Below are 16670 nucleotides of genomic sequence, written 5' to 3'. Positions count from 1 at the left end.
GGATTTACTGTCCGGTTTCCTGGAGTTCGATGCGGAGTGGATCCGGGCCGCGAAGTTTCACGCGCTGCTGTGCCTCAAGCTCCAGTGCCTGCCCTGAGACATCAGGCTGAATGGGTAGTTCGCGCGCGCCAAGATCAATAAGGGTGGCGAGTATGATACTGGCTGGCCGACCATAATCGAACAGTTCATTCATGGCAGCACGAATAGTCCGACCACTCATGATGACATCATCGATCAGTATGATATCCCTGCCTTCCGTGTCAAAAGGCAGGCTCGAAGGTGTGACTTTCGGGTTCAGGCCAATACGGCTGAAGTCATCCCGATAGAACGAAATGTCCAGCTCACCGAACGGCTCTTCAATGCCGAGGCGCTTACCAAGTATATCCGCCACCCAGACGCCACCGGTGCGGATGCCGATAAGCACCGGCGACTCAATATTACGCTCTTTGAGCAGGCGGCCCAGCCCTGCTTCCAGCTTATCCATCAACTGGTCTATATCAAGCAATGCGCTCATCAGGTTCTCGCTTCTTTAATCTGTCTGCAGCCGACACCAGGATTCCAGTATCAGCACCGCTGCACGATCGTCCACTCCGTGGCGACCAAAATCCCGGCTACCACCTGCTGCTATGACGTCGCCCTTGGCCTCATAGCTGGTAAGGCGCTCATCTACCATTTCCACCGGAACATGGAAGCGCCCGTGTAAACGTTTGCCGAACTTGCGAGCGCGACCACACATGTCGTTCTCGCTGCTGTCCATGTTCAGGGGTAATCCCACCAGCACCAAGTCCGGCCGCCACTCCTCAAGCAATTTTTCCAGCTGGCTCCAGTCCGGTGTTCCGTTGTCGGCAGGAATCATCGCCAACGGCTGCCCCGTGCCAAGCATCTCCTGCCCGGTAGCGACGCCGATACGGCGAAGACCGAAATCAAATGCCACTACGCTGCGACGGCCGACTTCAGGCATGCCCCACCGTCTCGCTGAGCTGGTTCAGGTCAATCCCGATCAGCTTCAGGACGGCACTGTAACGATCCGCCCAGGGTGTTCGGAAAAGTATGTCCGTAGTTGCAGGGCAGGTCAGCCAGGCGTTACTTCCCAGCTCTTCCTCCAGCTGCCCCTCACCCCAACCGGAATAGCCCAGAGCCATCAGAAACTCTTCCGGGCCTTCGTTTTGTCCGATACCGGCGAGTATGTCACGGGAGGTCGTCAACATAACGTCGTCCGTAACTCGCGCGGTATTCTGCCAGCTTGCGCCGGGCACATGCAGAACAAATCCCCGCTCCGTCTCGACCGGACCACCGCTGAATACTGGCAGATCAAGCTCTCCACCCTGGAGGTCTAACTGCTCCAGGATTTCTCCCAGATGAATATCCAGAGGCTGGTTGATCATCAATCCGAGAGCACCGTCATCGGAATGTTCGCAGAGGTAGATAACAGCACCGTGGAAGCGCGGATCCGCAAGATAGGGTGAAGCCACCAGAAAATGATGCCGCAAACTGTGAGGAGAATGTTTTGATGCCGTCATCCGGATGTCAGCCCACGTTGCTGGAAGGACCAGGTGCGTATGATTTCGAGTTCGTCCACGTCTTTCCGCATTTCATCCGGGAAAGGGGCAAACGGCGCGGCCATTCTGACGATGCGAATTGCTGCGTCATCAAGCAGGGTGCTCCCGGACGATTGCAGAATAACGACTTCCTTGATTGTGCCATCTTTCTGCATGGATACCAGCATGCGCAGAGTGCCATAGACTCCGGCGCGGCGAGCCTCTGTGGGGTAGTTGATATTGCCAACCCGCGTCACCTTGCTCACCCAGTTCTGCACATACCAGGCGTTGCTGGACTTCAGAGTGGAAGCCGCCGTTACCCGCATCACTCTGGGTTTCCGGGCGTAAGCCTGCTGCTGGGCATCGAACCTGGCCTCCAGACTGGCTATCTCAAGGCTACGCTCCATCAGACTTTTCTTTTCTCTTACCGGCAAGGGTTCCTCTTCCGGCCTGGCGCGCTGTTCCGGTTTCTGAACCTGCCGACTCGACTGGCTCTCTGTCTGCACAACCGTTTGCTCCTGACGGCGAACCGGCTCGGTTTGTGCCTGCGGCTCCGGTTGCACCTGCGCCACTTCCGGCTGGCTGACTTCTGCCGGCTGCGTTGTGGTCATCTCCCGAACTTCTTCCTCGGTACCACTGCCCTGCTGGCTGGTCTGGGCCAGAAAATCGGCCTCCTCGGGCGCCTGCTCGTCATCAAACTGCGACAGCGTGATCTCCATGGTCTGGGCAGAAGAGCGCGGCGATTCCGGAGCAAACGTAATTCCCAGTACCACAACCGCATGCACGACAAGCGCCATGAACAGCGTGAAGGAAAACCTGTCGAAATCGCTGACCTGCACTGCCATGACTAAGCCTGTTCCTGTCGTTGGCCCTGATTCATGATGTCCCCGTCAGACCTGATTCTGCTTGAGACGTTTCTCGACAGCATCCATCAACATGCCGCCAATGTCTGTTCCAAAAGTGTCATCCAGTTCGCGGATACAGGTCGGGCTGGTCACGTTGATTTCCGTGAGGTAATCACCGATTACATCCAGCCCGACAAACATCAGACCTTTTTCTTTTATGACCGGCGCAACCCGTGCGCAGATCTCTCGGTCACGAGCTGTGAGCTCTCGCCCCTCACCCTTGCCACCGGCCGCCAGATTGCCGCGATTTTCGCCCTGCGAGGGAATCCGCGCAAGTGAGTAAGGCACAGCCTCACCCTCGATCATCAGGATACGCTTGTCGCCGTCGCTGATTTCCGGAATGAACTTCTGGGCCATGGCCTGATGAGCGCCATAGTTGGTCAGAGTTTCAATAATGACACCCAGATTGAAGTCATTTTCCTTTATACGAAAGATCGAGTGGCCGCCCATTCCATCAACCGGCTTCATGATGACGTCACCGTGCTCCGCGTAAAAGTCCCGGAAACGCTTCGCTGACCGGCTGACCAGTAAAGGCGGGGTAAGATCCTCAAACTGGGTCGCAAACAGTTTTTCATTACAGTCACGCAGTGTTGCCGCCGGATTAACCACCAGGGCGCCCTGTTGTTCTGCTGACTCAAGAATATAAGTAGCAATCAGGAACTCGCGATCTACAGGTGGATCCTTGCGCATCAGGATTACATCAAGATCGCCCAGCGCACGATCCCTGGCGGGGCCGAAGCTATACCAGTTCTCGGGATCCATGTGCACCGTAAGACTGCGGGTGTGGGCCATGGCTTTGCCACCATCCATAAACAGATCAGGCAACTCCATATACTCGATTTCCCAGCCGCGGTTTTGAGCTGCCAGCAACATCGCCAGTGAACTATCTTTTTTGAAATGGATATCCTCAATCGGATCCATCACGATCCCGAGTCGAACTGTCATAGTGCGTCCTGAGCTCCTGAGAGGTTAAAAACACGAACCGGTCTGCAGAGTGTACCGGGCAATAAGTGCTATGCTTCGAAATCAGATGGTATTGTACCCGAGCCTCGAATGCATCCGGAGAAATCCTTGATGAATTACGTGATGTTTCAGGCAGAAGTACATTTGGTCACAAAGTATTACTTTTTATCGGGCCATCAATAATCTATAAATGAGCGGGGTTTATAGAGCAACCTTAAGGTTTGTGCTAAAAACCCCTGTTTGAAAACAATGACAGTCGCTGAGCGCAAGGCACCTGGATAATGGATGACAACTTCGAGAACTTGAAGATCATGGTGATCGACGACAGTAAAACCATCCGTCGCACCGCAGAAACCCTCCTGAAAAAGGTTGGCTGTGAGGTTATCACCGCGACAGACGGTTTTGATGCCCTGGCCAAGATTGCCGACTCACAGCCGGACATCATTTTTGTGGATATCATGATGCCCCGCCTGGACGGTTATCAGACCTGCGCGCTCATCAAGAACAATTCCTCTTTCAAAAAGACGCCGGTCATCATGCTATCCAGCAAAGACGGGCTTTTCGACAAAGCGAAAGGCCGTATCGTCGGCTCGGACCAGTACCTGACGAAACCGTTCAGCAAGGATGAACTGCTCAATACCATCCGTCACTACATACCTGTGACGCCACAGTAAACCTGCTGACACAAAGAACCATCGAGGAACCCATGGCTCGCATTCTGATTGTTGATGACTCTCCTACCGAGGTTAAGAAAATCTCCACCATCCTGGAAAAGCACAAACACGACGTGCTTACCGCCGACAATGGCGCCGATGGTGTTGCCAAGGCTCGCGCCGAGACCCCGGATCTGGTGCTGATGGATGTGGTCATGCCAGGCCTCAACGGCTTCCAGGCAACCCGCCAGCTTACACGGGCCCCGGAAACGGCATCTATTCCCGTGATTATTGTCACGACCAAGGATCAGGAAACCGACCGCGTCTGGGGCACTCGCCAGGGCGCCAAAGGGTACCTGGTGAAGCCGGTTAACGAAGACGACCTGATCAAAACAATCAACAGTCTGATTGCCTGATCCCCAACCGTGGAGTAAGCATGTCCGCCCAGGCCGCCCCCTTTGCCGTTCTGACGGATATCGCCCAGCGCAGCCGGTCCATGGCCGCTGGCCTGCCGGAACAACAGGAAGCCGTAGAACTGTGGAACGGCATCGGTTTTGTTCTTGCAGGTGAACGCTATGTGGCTCCTATGGGTGAGGTCACCGAAATCCTGCACGTTCCCCGGTTTACGCACATTCCGGGGGTTCGGCCGTTTTTAATGGGTGCTGCCAACGTTCGAGGGCGCCTTCTCCCCCTGGTAGATCTTGCCGGATTCTTTGACATTCCCCGCTCATCCCGCAGTCAGCGGGAACGGCGGGTGCTTGTAATAGAGCAAGGCGATATTTTCAGCGGCCTGGTCGTCGATACCGTGCTGGGCATGCAGTACTTTGCAACCGACAGTTTCAAGGCAGCGCCCGCTGGCGTGCCTGAAAACGTTCAACCGTTTGTCGCAGGCGGTTATGAACGAAACGAAGAAGTCTGGAAAGTGTTTTCCGCCGTCGACCTGCTCGAAGACGAACGCTTTCTCGACGTCGCACAGTGGTAAGGGTGATGACTGTGGCAGGACAAACGCCCTGACTGCCTGAAGCCTGATTAAAACAACTGCCAAAATACTTGAAGAGGCCGGGAGCCAGAAAATGAAAAACAGAGCCGGAAGAATCGGTATGGGCCAGGGAGGCAACAAGCTCGTTGCCGGCCTGATCGCCTCGCTGATCGCACTCACCGTCCTGCTCGTTGTGGTCCTGTTTATCATTAACAGGGACAGCCAGAACGATCAGGAATACATCGCCAACACCGCTGAACTCAGGGTGCTTTCACAGGAAATCGCGAAAAACGCTACTGAAGCCGCCGGCGGTACCGCCGAAGCGTTCGATCAGTTGCGTCGCTCCCGTGATGAATTCCAGCAGCTCTGGGCCAACGTGACCGAAGGCAACCCGGCAACCGGCCTGCCCCCCAGCCAACTGGCCAGCGATAGCGGAGTTCAGCAACACTGGAACACCGTGCGCGAGAATGCTGACAGCATTCTGTCCACCCGGGACGCCGTGCTCGGCCTGCACGAAGTAGCGCGCACCCTGAACGAAACCATCCCCCAGCTCCAGGTTGAGTACGACGATATCGTACAGATCCTGCTGGACAACGATGCACCGGCTGAACAGATCGCGCTGGCACAGCGTCAGTCCCTGTTGGCAGAGCGGATTGTTCGTTCAGTAAACAACGTTCTTTCCGGTGACGAAGATGCCGTGATCGCCGCCGACCGTTTTGGTCGCGACGCCAGCCTGTTTGGCCGGGTACTCGAAGGCCAGCTGAACGGCAATCCAGCCATGGGAATCTCCCAGGTAAATGATGAAGACGCCATTTACGGCCTTGAAGCAGTTGATGAGCTGTTCGAATTCGTATCCCAGAACGTAGACGCGATCCTTGAAGCCTCTCCCGACCTCTTCAAGGTGCGCACGGCAGCCAGCGATATCTTCCAGAATTCCGAGATACTGCTCTCTGAGCTATCAGTTCTGGCTGAAAGTTTCCGGGGCGAAAGCGGCTCACGCCTTGTAAGCCCGACTCTGGCCTTTATCATCCTGGCCGCCATGGTTGCCATGGTTGTGTTCATCGGTCTCGCACTTTACCGCGAAGCTCAGGCACGTCTGGCAACGACTCAGGAGCAGAACGAGCAGAACCAGAATGCGATCCTGCGTCTGCTGGACGAACTGGCTGACCTGGCTGATGGTGACCTTACAGCAGAAGCAACGGTAACCGAGGATTTCACCGGTGCCATCGCTGACTCGATCAACTACGCAATCGACCAGATGCGCGGACTGGTTCAGGCGATTCGTGGCACTGCAGTTCGTGTGGCCTCTGCGGCCCAGGAAACCCAGTCTACCGCCATGCACCTTGCCGACGCTTCTGAGCATCAGGCCCAGGAAATTGCAGGCGCTTCTGCGGCGGTTAACGAAATGGCCGTATCCATCGACCAGGTATCGTCCAACGCTGCAGAATCTTCAGCGGTTGCGGAGCGCTCGGTTGCCATCGCCAAGAAAGGCGCCGAAGTTGTACAAAACACCATCCGCGGCATGGACAACATCCGCGAGCAGATCCAGGAAACCTCCAAGAGGATCAAGCGTCTGGGTGAATCTTCCCAGGAGATCGGTGACATCGTATCCCTGATCAACGACATTGCCGACCAAACCAACATCCTGTCTCTGAATGCTGCAATCCAGGCCTCCATGGCCGGTGATGCGGGCCGGGGCTTCGCGGTTGTTGCGGACGAAGTTCAGCGCCTTGCGGAACGTTCCTCGGCGGCAACCAAGCAGATTGAGGCGCTGGTCAAGACGATCCAGTCTGACACCAACGAAGCCGTTATCTCCATGGAACACACCACTGCCGAGGTGGTACGTGGTGCACGTCTGGCGCAGGACGCGGGTATCGCCCTCGAGGAAATCGAGAACGTATCCATGAGTCTTGCGGAGTTGATTCAGAACATCTCCAACGCAGCACGCCAGCAGTCGTCTTCTGCAGCACACATTTCCAACACCATGAACGTTATCCAGGAAATTACTTCCCAGACATCGTCCGGTACCAACGCGACCGCGAAATCTATCGGGAATCTGGCAGAAATGGCATCCGAGCTACGGTCTTCCGTTGCCGGCTTCACGCTGCCTGAAGAAGACCTGGCGGATCACGAGGAAGAGGAAGACAGCAACGTTCCGGTGGTGAGCTGATACACAGCCCGGGGCTAATGGCGGTTTATGTCTGAGCTTCACAACAGTCCGTCACCTGCTGAAAGCACCTGGTTTCTGCGCCGTCTCCCTGAAATGGACGAGGCGCAGTTCAACCAGTGGCAGAAACTGCTGGAGCATCGCACGGGCATGACGCTGTCTTCAGAGCGCCGCTCGTTTCTGGAGACCAACCTGGCCATCCGGATGCGGGAAATAGGCTACAGCAGTTATCAGGCTTACTACGAAGCGATCGTCCGGGGGCCAGATGCCATTCGGGAGTGGTCGACACTGGTTGATCGACTGACGGTGCAGGAAACCCGCTTTTTCCGCGACCCTGACGCCTTCCGACTGGTCGCCGACTATATTCTCACGCGGCCCAGAGAGCAGTTGCGAAAGCATGCCCTTGAAGCCTGGAGTGTCGGGTGTTCCACCGGTGAAGAGCCCTACACTCTTGCAATGGTGCTGAATGAGTGTATGGGCCAGCTGGCACTGCAGCCGCTGTATGGCGTAACCGGCTCGGATATCAGTTCGCCGGTGATCGAAAAGGCCCGAACTGGCCAGTTTAATGCCCGCAAACTGCTGGGCATGGAAGAGCACATGAAGACCCGGTATTTTCGCCCGGCCGAGCGCAATACCGTTGAAATTATCGATAGCATCCGGCAGCGGGTCTGCTTCACCAGACTGAATGTGTTGGATCTGGATAAAGCACCTATGCACGGGATGAACATTATTTTCTGCCAGAATCTGCTGATTTATTTCCGTCGCTGGCGCCGGCGGGACATTGTCAGGCGACTTGCAGAGCGGCTGGCGCCCGGGGGACTACTGGTTCTGGGCCAGGGAGAGCTGACCGATTGGCAGCCCCCCGGTCTGCAAAGAGTACCCTCGGAACATGTACTGGCGTGGATAAAGCGCCAGACTGACGAAGAATAACCGGAGAGGTTATGGGCAACCACCATGACAGCATCGCCCTCGACTGGGTTCGTGGCGAGATACAGGATACGCTGACTCAAGGTCAGCACGCTCTGGAAGCGTATGTCGAGAATCGTGACGACACCGCTCGCCTGCGCTTCTGCCTGAATTATCTCCATCAGGTGCATGGCACTCTGAAGATGGTCGAGCTTTACGGTGCAGCCTTGCTGACCGAAGAGATGGAAAAGCTCACCCAGGCGGTGCTGAATAACAGCGTCACCAGTGTGGACGAAGCTGTTAATGTCCTTATGCAGGCTATTCTTCAGCTCCCGCAGTACCTGGAACACCTGGGCAGCAGCGAGGATGACTTTCCGATGGTGCTGCTGCCTTTGCTGAACGATCTCCGCGCAGCTCGGGGCGATTCCCTGCTCTCTGACACCTCTTTGTTCAAGCCCGATCTGAGCCCATCGCGCATGTCAGTTGCAGGCAACGTTTCCCAGCGCCTGCAGGATCCAACAGTACTCGGTCATATCCGCAAGCTACGCCAGATGTATCAGTTTGCTCTTGCCGGCGTCATTCGCGAAGAAGACCTCAACGCACAGTTTGCCTACCTGCAAAAAGTGATTCATCGGTTGGTTCGCCTTTGCCAACAAACCCCGCGCGGGGAACTCTGGAAAGCAGCAGCCGCATTTGTAGAAACACTTCAGGCCAGGGCAAACCCTGTCAACGCGGCGGTTAAATCCCTGCTGCGGAACCTCGACACCGAGATCCGTCGCCTCATAGACGAACATGGCGATATCCTCGCGCAGCCGGTGCCCGACGCGCTGCTGAAACATCTGCTCTACTACGTTGCCCGAGCCCGTGACCTGGACTCCGAAAACGTTCGTGATCTGCGTAGCCGCTACCAACTTGAGCAGGCCCTGCCCTCCGAGGATGACGTGGATGCCGCCAGGAACCGCGTTTCCGGCCCCGGCCGTGAAGCCATTCACTCGGTAGTCAGCGCGCTCAACGAAGAACTTGCCAAGCTGAAAGACCAGCTGGACCTGTTTGTGCGTTCAGAAGTTCGACAGAACAGCGAACTTGAGGATCTTTTGCCCGGTTTGGTGCAGGTAGGCAACACCCTTGCGGTAATGAGCCTGGGAATTCCACGGAAAGTTATTACAGAGCAGATTGAGCTGGTTGAGAAACTCAGCGCCCAAAGCGAACTGGTCGACGATGGTACCTTGATGGACATCGCCGGAGCGCTGCTCTATGTCGAGGCCAGCCTCGCCGGCCTGGACAGCGATCGACAGCCCGAGCTCTCCGGAAACAGCCGCGACAACCTGCCGTCCAATCAAGGTTCCCGTGAACTTGGCGAAGCCAGCAGTGCTCTCCTGAGGGAATCGCGCAACACTCTGGAACAGGTCAAATCTGCTGTCATTAATTTTATAGCCTCCCAGTGGGACACCCGTGAAATTGAGCACGTCCCCGGCCTGCTCCACAGCATCCGCGGCGGTCTGAGCCTGGTTCCCCTGGACCGCGTGGCCAGCATGCTCGCCTCTGCAGAGCAATATATTTCAGACGTTCTGCTCAGCGACAGGCACGTGCCCGACTGGAAACAGCTGGACACTCTCGCCGACGCGATCACCAGTATTGAGTACTATCTGGAACGCCTTGCGGAGGGCATCAGCGATAACGAAGACATTCTGCGAATCGCTGAGGAAAGTCTCGCACGCCTTGGCTTCCCGGTAGGGAAAGAACCCACCTGGGGCAACGAACAGCCCGTCCATGATGACGCGCCCGTTAACCAACCGGCTCAGGATAGCGCCGCGGTTGCGGAGCAAACAGAGGTCAAAGCGGCGGATGGGGATCTTCTGGACGACGAGATTCTCGGAATCTTTGTGGAGGAAGCAGAGGAAGTCCTGCAGACCATTCACGAATTCTATCCACGTCTGCGGCAGAACCACGACGATCGGCCGGCGCTGACAGAAGTTCGCCGCGCCTTCCATACCCTCAAAGGCAGTGGTCGCCTGGTCGGCGCAAGCAGCCTTGCAGAGCTGGCATGGTCGGTGGAAGACCTGCTGAACCGGGTCATTGACCAGAGTATCAAACCGAATGACGACCTGTTCACTTTGCTGGACGAAGTCAACGCGCGCATCCCGTCATTGATTCAAGAATTCCGTGACGGCCTGGTAGCGGGTGATGTAGCCGGGCTGACCGGGCGTGCCGAGTCAATGACGACAACTCGCCGCAGCGACGGTGAGCCCATCGCTACGCCTGGCGAGGCGCTGGATGAACCCGCACCCGAGGAAATCCCGGAGTTGGAAGTAACGGTCAGCAACGACCAGCACGACGACCTGATTGACGATGAAATCCTCGAAATCTTTATCGAGGAAGCCGGCGAAGTTCTGGACACTATCCGTGAATACCTGCCCATGCTCCTCCGTCAGCACGATGACCGTAGCGCCCTGTCCGAAGTGCGCCGTGCTTTCCACACCCTTAAGGGCAGTGGTCGCATGGTCGGTGCCCTGGTCATAGGCGAGCTGGCCTGGTCTGTAGAAAACATGCTGAACCGCGTCATCGACGGCAGCATTTTCATGAACGACGATATTGCTAATCTGCTGAATGACGCCACCGGCATTCTTCCGGCTCTGGTGAGTGATTTTGAACGCCAACAACCACCTTCAGTCGATTCGGCGGGCCTTCAAGCCCGAGCCAAGGCACTGGCCAACGGCGAAATTCCCGATACCAGCACCATGCCAACGGCGGAGACCGAGGCCAGCACCGTTGCACCGGATCTGGCCGACTACGACGCAGATGACGGCGGCGTTGATCCGGTACTGCTTGATATTTTCGAGAGTGAAACCGAAACCCATTTGCAAACCCTGCATGAGTTTCTGGCCTCAGCCGGCGATAAGGTTAACGTATCCTATACCGACAACCTTTCCCGGGCTCTTCATACTCTCAAGGGCAGCGCCCATACGGCGGGGATCGCCCCGATTGCAGCCGTCATTGCACCGCTCGAGGGCTTCATTAAAGAATCTCGTGCCCAGAACCTGCGCGCCGATCGCGATGTGCTCTCGCTGATTGAAAGTACCTGTGATTTCCTGACACAGGGGTTGGCCCAGATTCGCAGAGAGCCTCAGGCTTCACTGCCCGGCACCGAGGCGTTCCTGGAAAAGCTGGAACACATTTCCAACGAAAGGCTCCGCACTTACAGCGAAGATCCGGGGCTTGACGGCCAGCAGCCGGCCCCGTCACAGCTCTTGCAGTTGTTCCTGAATGAAGGCCTCGACGTTGTTCTCGACGCTGACCTTATTCTCGATCAATGGGCGGATAATCCGCAGGATATCCGATCGCTCAACCGCCTCAATGCCGAGCTCGCGCAACTTACCGATGCCGCGACCGATGCTGGCCTGCCCGACGTTGCCGCTCTGGCTGAGGCGTTGCAGGAAGTCTATGAAGCGACCATCACCCGGAATGAAGCACCGGATGAACAGTTCCTGAAGACCGTTCGCAACGCGCATGAACACTTGATCAATATGATGGACCAGGTTGCAGCCGGCCTGGCAATTGAGTCAGGCGACGAGCTGGTTTCTGAACTTGAAGCCCTCGCCCACTCCCTGACCGGACAGGGCACCAGTGCCTTCGATCAGGAGTTCACCGAGGACCTGGAAGAAATCGATCTCAGCTTTGACATGGAAGAACTGGAATCGATCAAGGCTGAAACGTCTGACGCAGTTGAGCAATCATCAGACCTGCCTTTGCCGGAAACGTCTGAAAGCGAACTGGATGACGAGCTTGCCGAAATATTCCTCGATGAAGCCCGCGACCTTATCAACAGCACAGCCGATGCGCTGCAGAGCTGGAGCGAATCGACCGGTAATCAGGATATCCTGCGTCTCCTTCAGCGCGACCTGCATACTCTGAAAGGCGGCGCACGCCTGGCAGACATTCCTTCGGTAGGTGACCTGTCTCACGAGCTTGAAAACCTCTTCGAAGGTCTGACCGAACAGCGGCTGTCGGTTAACGACGAGCTGTCAGACCTGCTTTTCCGTTGCCATGACCGCCTGGCCGGCATGGTAGAAAACATGGAGGCGAAGGAGCTTCCACGACCGGCCCCGGATCTGATCAGCGAAATCCGCGCCTACATGGACAATACAAGCGACTCGCGGCCGGTCACCGATGTTGCTGTTTCAGACATCGTGCTCAGTGAAGCTCCATCCAATGAAGCAGCACTCCCGGAACCGGAAGCAGAAGAAGCCGACGAGGCCCCGAAGAGCGAGCACGAAACCTATCTTTCGCAGATGGATCCGGAGCTTACCGGCATCTTCCTGGAAGAAGCTTATGATCTGATTAACTCCACAGGCAGTGCGTTGCATACCTGGAGTGAGGATCCGTCCAACCGTTCAGTAGCCGCAGAGCTCCAGCGAGACGTTCACACCCTCAAGGGTGGCGCGCGCATGGCCGGTGTAGACGCCATTGGTGACCTGACCCACGTGCTTGAAGATCTCTTCGAGAAAGTGGCCGAGGGGCAGCTTGAAACCAGCAATGCCATGAACGATCTGCTGTTTGCCTGCCACGACCGGCTGGCGCAGATGGTCGAACAGGTAGCTACCCAGAAACCCTGTCCTCCCGCCAACGATCTGGTAGAGCAGGTTGAAACAATTCTCCGCGGTAAATCTGTGCCCGGGGAGGCTGAAGACAGAAGCTTTGCCGAGCCACTTCCCGAGGTCACTCACGCCGAAGTGCTGGCAGAAGACAGCGACGAAGAACTCACCAGTATTTTTCTGGATGAAGGTCACGAGATCCACGATGCTATCAGCGAGTGTCTCGACCAGTGGCGCGAAGATCCGGTGGCAATGGACGGTGTCGCACAATTGCAGCAGGAACTGCACACGCTCAAGGGCGGGGCGCGGCTATCTGATCTCGACCCCATTGCCGAACTGGCCGATGGCTGGCTGGGCGCACTCGATTCGCTGATTTCCAGCCCCGGCAACCAGAAGCTTCTTCTGGCGCTCAGCGACCGTGGCCTCGCTGATCTGACATCCATGCTCAGCGCGCTTGAGCACGGTATCGAACCGGCTGCCGATCTCGAACTTCTTGCCGCCTTCAACAGCATCCAGAACCCTGATGGGGCAAGCGAAGACGTTTCAGAGGAGCAGGCTGCGGCGGCAGATCAGGAAACGGTTGATCCGGAAATTCTGGAAATCTTCCTGGAAGAAGCCGTTGAAATCATGGATCAGCTTGAACAGATCCTTGATGACTGGCACAAAGAGCCCTCCAGCAACCATTTCAATCATGAAGCGCAGCGCGCTCTGCACACACTCAAGGGTGGTGCCCGTTTATCCCAGATCTCTGTGCTCGGCGATAGCGCCCACAGCTTTGAAACCCGCCTGATAGAACTGGACGGCAAAGCACCGGATGATAGCCAGTGGCAGGCAATTACCGAACACCATGACGGCATCATTGCGTTGGTGGCAGACGTACGTGAACGTTTCGAATCCGGCGCAGCGACACAAAAGCAGCTGAGCGAAGCTACGGCAGCAGCCGAGCTTCAGGCGCAACCGGAAGTATCAGCTGATCAGGACATATCCGTCACTCCGGCAGAGCCTGCGCCCAAGCCTGTACCGGCGAAAGCACCCGCAAAGACGCGGAAAAAAGCTGCAGAAGCACAGCGCACCGCCGCGCAGGAAACCATCCGGGTATCTGCACCTCTGCTGGATGATCTGGTCAACCTTGCAGGCGAAACCAGTATTACCCGTGGCCGGCTGGAGCAGCAAAGCAGTGATTTCGGCCACACACTGGATGAAATGGCCGCAACCATCGAGCGCTTACGCGAGCAGCTGCGCCGGATGGAAATTGAAACAGAGACACAAATTCTCTTCAGTGCTGAAAAGGAACACGGACCGGATTACGGTGACGACTTCGATCCGCTGGAAATGGACCGCTACTCATCCATACAGCAGCTGTCCCGGGCTTTGACCGAATCATCATCGGATCTTGCAGATCTGCGCGAAACACTGTCTGACCGGGTTCGGGATACCGAAACCCTGCTGGTCCAGCAATCCCGCATCAATACGGAACTTCAGGAAGGTCTCATGAAGACCCGAATGATTCCGTTTTCCTCCATGGTGCCGCGTTTACGCCGGATTGTTCGTCAGATCAGTGGCGAGCTGGGCAAAAAAGTAGAATTTGATGTGCGCAACGCTGAAGGCGAAATGGATCGCAACATCCTGGAGCGCATGATCGCGCCGCTGGAGCACATGTTGCGCAACGCCATCGACCACGGTATCGAAAGCCCGGGCGAGCGCAAGAATAACGGCAAGCCCGAGACAGGTGAAGTTACCCTGTCGCTTGTCCGCGAAGGCGGCGATGTGGTGCTTCGCATGATAGACGATGGCGCTGGCATTCCGTCTGCAATCATCCGGGAAAAGGCTATCCGTCAGGGTCTCTTGCGGGCAGACGAAGACCTGTCAGAACGGGAAATTCTCCAGTTCATTCTGCAACCAGGGTTCTCGACTGCGCAGAAGGTAACCCAGATTTCCGGCCGCGGCGTTGGCATGGATGTGGTGGCCAGCGAAATCAAACAGCTCGGCGGCAGCCTTGACATCGAATCGCAGCTTGGCCGGGGCACTGTGTTTACTGTACGCCTGCCGTTTACCGTATCGGTAAACCGTGCCCTGATGGTGTCGACGGGTGAAGATTTCTACGCAATTCCGCTAAACACCATTGAAGGTATTGTCCGGGTCAGCACCTACGAGCTGGAGGAATACTACAAACCAGACGCACCCATGTACGAATATGCAGGGCAGGAGTACCGCCTGCAGTATCTCGGCAGCCTGCTGAACAGTGATCATCATCCCAAACTTCAGGGCCAGGCCCTGCCATTACCCGTGATTCTGGTTCGCGGCGCAGAGCAGCCCATGGCGTTGCAAGTAGACAACCTGATGGGTAGCCGGGAAATCGTTGTTAAATCCCTTGGCCCACAGTTCAGCACTGTGCGCGGCGTATCCGGCGCCACCATTCTGGGCGATGGTAACGTCGTTGTGATTCTCGACCTGCCGGCCATGATCCGTTCCGACATATTGTCTGAACGCCAGCGCCTGGCCGATCTCGAAAAAGCGCGGGAATCTACCCGCTACGAAGAGCGCGCCACCGTTGTGATGGTGGTGGATGATTCAGTGACCGTCCGGAAAGTTACGTCTCGCCTGCTCGAGCGCAACGGCATGGAAGTTATCACAGCGAAAGATGGCCTGGATGCGGTTGCCCAACTGCAGGATCACAAGCCGGACATCATGTTGCTGGATATCGAAATGCCGCGCATGGATGGCTTTGAGGTAGCGAGCTTCGTGCGGCACGACGACAATCTGCGCGATATGCCTATTTGCATGATTACGTCACGAACCGGCGAAAAACACCGGGAGCGGGCACTGGCGATTGGCGTAAACGAATACCTCGGCAAACCGTTCCAGGAGACTGAATTGCTGACGACAATCGAACGGCTGACCGGTAAACACTGATGACCGGCCATAACGGTCGGGCTCAAGTCGGAATTGTCTCGGATGTTGTACTGCAGAGGCATCGCCTGCAGGCAGCAGCTGCGAAATTCGGCCTTGAGATCTGCTTCTCAGGCGACCCTGAAAGGCTTCAGGGGCAATCCGGTTTTCCAGATGCTGGTTTATGGCTGGTTACTCTGGAAGATGAGGCGGATCATCCTGCTCTGTTCGATTACCTGCTGGAAAATACCGAAGTACCGGTTCTTTTCGGTCTGGATCAGGCTCCCGCACCCGGCAGTACCGAGTATTTTCGCTGGGAGCGCAGGCTCCAGGGCAAGCTGGAGCAGCAACTGGGAGAGCTTGCACAGTTGGATTCCAGAGCCAGCCTGGAAGAGCTTGCTGAACAGGCTCCTGAAAGCGCAGCGTCGCCGGAGCTTCCGCAGTGGCTGACAGCTGCAGCACCCGGCTCTGTTGCAGAGGATGTCTGGGTATTATGCGCATCTCTGGGTGGGCCGGCAGCCGTGAAGGCATTTCTGGATAGCCTGCCACCGGGTTTGCCAGTGGGTTTTATCTACGCCCAGCACATTGATGGTCATTTTGCTGAGGTACTGACCCGCGTGCTTGGCCGCCATGCCCATTACCAGTTGCGGCATGCAGAAGAGAATTATCGGGTGAAAAACGGCGATGTGGTACTGATGCCGGTTGAGCACGAATGGAAATTTGAAAGTACCGGCGTTCTGGCCGAGCTGGATACACCCTGGCCAGGGCCTTATGGCCCTTCTATTGATCAGGTTTTGCTGAACGCAGCAGATTATTACGGCGCGCGCTGCCATGCAATCCTGTTTTCCGGTATGGGAGACGACGGTGTGACGGCTGCGCCTTTGCTCAAGGCCTATGGTAGCCGGATCTGGGTTCAGGAAAGCACCAGTTGTGGTAACAGCTCGATGCCCGATTCGGTCGCCGCTACAGGCTGCTCCAGTTTTTGCGGCACACCCGAGCAACTGGCCCGGGAACTGGTCAAAACCATCGAAAAATCCTGCCTGCTCAAAGGCCGGCAGAAGCGGAACACCGCCTGAGG

The 16670-nt window shown here is 56.5% G+C and carries 12 protein-coding genes; 7 read left to right on the top strand and 5 right to left on the bottom strand.

The window, feature by feature from the left end:
• Positions 1-4 precede the first annotated feature (4 nt).
• From pyrR to gshB, 5 genes are read right to left on the bottom strand one after another with little or no spacing between them, the layout of a single operon-like run.
• Positions 5-514 (bottom strand): bifunctional pyr operon transcriptional regulator/uracil phosphoribosyltransferase PyrR, encoded by a 510-nt coding sequence (pyrR, locus tag ACN0RL_RS07975; RefSeq protein WP_417515468.1) that lies wholly within the window; start codon positions 512-514, stop codon positions 5-7.
• Positions 515-529: 15 nt separating this feature from the next.
• Positions 530-961, bottom strand: coding sequence for a Holliday junction resolvase RuvX (gene ruvX, locus ACN0RL_RS07970; RefSeq protein ID WP_417515466.1), 432 nt, complete (start codon positions 959-961; stop codon positions 530-532).
• A complete protein-coding gene (locus ACN0RL_RS07965) occupies positions 954-1520 on the bottom strand; it encodes a YqgE/AlgH family protein (RefSeq protein ID WP_417515464.1) in 567 nt (188 codons plus the stop codon). Before ACN0RL_RS07965 ends, ruvX begins: the two co-directional genes overlap by 8 nt.
• Positions 1517-2383: an energy transducer TonB gene (locus ACN0RL_RS07960; RefSeq protein ID WP_417515462.1), complete on the bottom strand. Its 867-nt coding sequence runs from the start codon at positions 2381-2383 to the stop codon at positions 1517-1519. Before ACN0RL_RS07960 ends, ACN0RL_RS07965 begins: the two co-directional genes overlap by 4 nt.
• A gap of 45 nt (positions 2384-2428) precedes the next feature.
• On the bottom strand, positions 2429-3388 hold the full coding sequence (gshB, locus tag ACN0RL_RS07955) for a glutathione synthase (protein ID WP_417515460.1): 960 nt from the start codon (positions 3386-3388) through the stop codon (positions 2429-2431).
• 299 nt (positions 3389-3687) lie between these two features.
• Here gshB and pilG point away from each other — a divergent pair, with 299 nt between their 5' ends.
• The 7 genes from pilG (at position 3688) to ACN0RL_RS07920 (ending at position 16668) form a co-directional block, all read left to right on the top strand.
• On the top strand, positions 3688-4080 hold the full coding sequence (gene pilG, locus ACN0RL_RS07950) for a twitching motility response regulator PilG (protein ID WP_071268417.1): 393 nt from the start codon (positions 3688-3690) through the stop codon (positions 4078-4080).
• A 32-nt stretch (positions 4081-4112) separates the two neighbouring features.
• Positions 4113-4475 carry a twitching motility response regulator PilH gene (gene pilH, locus ACN0RL_RS07945; RefSeq protein ID WP_072795640.1) on the top strand — a complete coding sequence of 121 codons (363 nt, stop codon included), beginning with the start codon at positions 4113-4115 and terminating at the stop codon, positions 4473-4475.
• A 20-nt stretch (positions 4476-4495) separates the two neighbouring features.
• Positions 4496-5041, top strand: a complete 546-nt coding sequence (locus ACN0RL_RS07940) for a chemotaxis protein CheW (RefSeq protein WP_417515458.1) — start codon at positions 4496-4498, stop codon at positions 5039-5041.
• Between the two features lie 91 nt (positions 5042-5132).
• The gene (locus tag ACN0RL_RS07935) at positions 5133-7208 is read left to right on the top strand and encodes a methyl-accepting chemotaxis protein (protein ID WP_417515456.1); all 2076 of its coding nucleotides are present in this window, start codon (positions 5133-5135) and stop codon (positions 7206-7208) included.
• Positions 7209-7235: 27 nt separating this feature from the next.
• Positions 7236-8135, top strand: a complete 900-nt coding sequence (locus ACN0RL_RS07930; protein ID WP_417515454.1) for a CheR family methyltransferase — start codon at positions 7236-7238, stop codon at positions 8133-8135.
• 11 nt (positions 8136-8146) lie between these two features.
• The gene (locus ACN0RL_RS07925; RefSeq protein ID WP_417515452.1) at positions 8147-15616 is read left to right on the top strand and encodes an Hpt domain-containing protein; all 7470 of its coding nucleotides are present in this window, start codon (positions 8147-8149) and stop codon (positions 15614-15616) included.
• Positions 15616-16668, top strand: a complete 1053-nt coding sequence (locus ACN0RL_RS07920) for a chemotaxis protein CheB (RefSeq protein ID WP_417515450.1) — start codon at positions 15616-15618, stop codon at positions 16666-16668. Before ACN0RL_RS07925 ends, ACN0RL_RS07920 begins: the two co-directional genes overlap by 1 nt.
• The last annotated feature ends 2 nt before the right edge of the window (positions 16669-16670 follow it).

This window comes from Marinobacter sp., assembly GCF_048259445.1.
Lineage (GTDB): Bacteria > Pseudomonadota > Gammaproteobacteria > Pseudomonadales > Oleiphilaceae > Marinobacter.
The sequence above is the reverse complement of the archived record's forward strand: the minus strand, read 5'-3'. Positions and strand labels throughout refer to the sequence as shown.

What these genes read in the sequence shown, in the direction of transcription:
- pilH (WP_072795640.1), top strand. Translation starts at nt 4,113, where the DNA reads ATGGCTCGCATTCTGATTGTTGATGACTCTCCTACCGAGGTTAAGAAA.
- ACN0RL_RS07920 (WP_417515450.1), top strand. Translation starts at nt 15,616, where the DNA reads ATGACCGGCCATAACGGTCGGGCTCAAGTCGGAATTGTCTCGGATGTT.
- ACN0RL_RS07925 (WP_417515452.1), top strand. Translation starts at nt 8,147, where the DNA reads ATGGGCAACCACCATGACAGCATCGCCCTCGACTGGGTTCGTGGCGAG.
- ACN0RL_RS07940 (WP_417515458.1), top strand. Translation starts at nt 4,496, where the DNA reads ATGTCCGCCCAGGCCGCCCCCTTTGCCGTTCTGACGGATATCGCCCAG.
- gshB (WP_417515460.1), bottom strand. Translation starts at nt 3,388, where the DNA reads ATGACAGTTCGACTCGGGATCGTGATGGATCCGATTGAGGATATCCAT.
- ACN0RL_RS07930 (WP_417515454.1), top strand. Translation starts at nt 7,236, where the DNA reads ATGTCTGAGCTTCACAACAGTCCGTCACCTGCTGAAAGCACCTGGTTT.
- ACN0RL_RS07935 (WP_417515456.1), top strand. Translation starts at nt 5,133, where the DNA reads ATGAAAAACAGAGCCGGAAGAATCGGTATGGGCCAGGGAGGCAACAAG.
- pilG (WP_071268417.1), top strand. Translation starts at nt 3,688, where the DNA reads ATGGATGACAACTTCGAGAACTTGAAGATCATGGTGATCGACGACAGT.
- ACN0RL_RS07960 (WP_417515462.1), bottom strand. Translation starts at nt 2,383, where the DNA reads ATGGCAGTGCAGGTCAGCGATTTCGACAGGTTTTCCTTCACGCTGTTC.
- ACN0RL_RS07965 (WP_417515464.1), bottom strand. Translation starts at nt 1,520, where the DNA reads ATGACGGCATCAAAACATTCTCCTCACAGTTTGCGGCATCATTTTCTG.
- ruvX (WP_417515466.1), bottom strand. Translation starts at nt 961, where the DNA reads ATGCCTGAAGTCGGCCGTCGCAGCGTAGTGGCATTTGATTTCGGTCTT.
- pyrR (WP_417515468.1), bottom strand. Translation starts at nt 514, where the DNA reads ATGAGCGCATTGCTTGATATAGACCAGTTGATGGATAAGCTGGAAGCA.